Annotated in this window: 1 protein-coding gene; it reads right to left on the bottom strand. The window is 59.1% G+C overall.

Features of this window, described 5'->3' with window-relative positions; all coding sequences use genetic code 11:
- Positions 1 to 1,129: helix-hairpin-helix domain-containing protein (locus ACXJ7R_RS33230; RefSeq protein WP_457155495.1), on the bottom strand; the 1,129-nt coding region annotated here is incomplete at its 3' end.
- Positions 1,130 to 1,284: the final 155 nt, after the last annotated feature.

Raw genomic sequence — 1,284 nt, 5'->3', positions numbered from 1 at the left:
TGTTCAGCCGGTCAGCTTCGCGGTGTTGTTCAGCAATTTCCTGCAACGAAAGGCCGCCTGCGTAGTGAGCGGACTGCGAATGATCGGCGACACCATAGTATTCGAACCCGCGCCTGCGCGTGGCTTCAGCCATTGCCTCAAGCGTTTCGGTGCCGTCGGATGCGGTCGTGTGAGAATGCAGGATGCCATGCAGATCTTCATCCCGAATGAGGGCGGGTAGCTTCTGCTTTGCCGCTCGCTCAATCTCGTCCCTGCCTTCGCGCAATTCAGGCTCGATAAACTGCAGGTTTAGAGCTTGGTAGATTTCTTCCTCTGTCTCTGACGCGATCAGCTTTCTGCCGCGGTGAAGCCCGTCAGCCTTAAGGGTGAATCCCTTGTCGGCCGCGAACGTCTTCAGTTGCTCAAGGTGGTCTGCCGAACCGGTTGCTTCGAGCAGGCTCGCGCCAAAGTGCTTCCTGTCCGTGACAACAAGCCTGAGGGTTGTATCCTCGATACTAGTCGACTTTCTGCCCTGCGCTACCAGGGCGAAGTCGGAAACGAGCTCGCAACCGCGCCGGAAGTCACCTGCAATTTCGACGCGCGAAAACTCTGGATGCGCTTGCTTCACCGATATGACCGCATGTTCGAGAAGGGCGGCGGCCTTGTGCAGGTGAAGTTGCGTTTCGCCGCTTCGCACGATGGCCAGGTTCTGCAGGAGCTTTGTCTGAAGCGCGGCGCCGAGGCCTTTGACTGGGCGTATGCGGTCTTCTCTTGCTGCGGCCTCAAGCTCCGCCAGCGAGTTCACGCCGAGCGCCTGATGAAGCTTCAGTATCTTATCGGGACGAAGGCCGGGTATGGCAAACAGCTCCATCACGCCCGCTGGAACATCCTCGCGCAGCTTCTCAAGGCTTGGGTGCGTGCCGGTTTGGTGAAGTTTGGTCACGATGTCTGCGATCGCGTCACCGATCCCCGGGATCCTAGTGAGGGCGCCGGCGGCAATGATCCGATCAAGCGGTTGCGACAGCGCCATCAGACTGTCTGCCGCGCGCAAGTATGCCTTTGTGCGATAGGGATTGTCGCCGCGCATAGACGCCCGTTGCGCATATTCCCTCAAAAGACTGGCGACAGTCCTCGGATCGATTTTTGCCATGGCTACAGCCAAACGAAGCCGATCTCCGCAGGTTCCAATCAGGCAAGGCCATGAGCGCCGCGTTGCCCTTTAAATCCCGGCTTTACTGTCTCCTCCCGCGTCGGACGCTACAGACTGGGCAAGGATTGGTCAGCGCGACCCCATCCCGCCAGAGC

This window comes from Mesorhizobium sp. P5_C1 (assembly GCF_054049815.1).
Note: the sequence above shows the minus strand (reverse complement) of the source record. Positions and strands in the feature narration are given on the sequence as shown.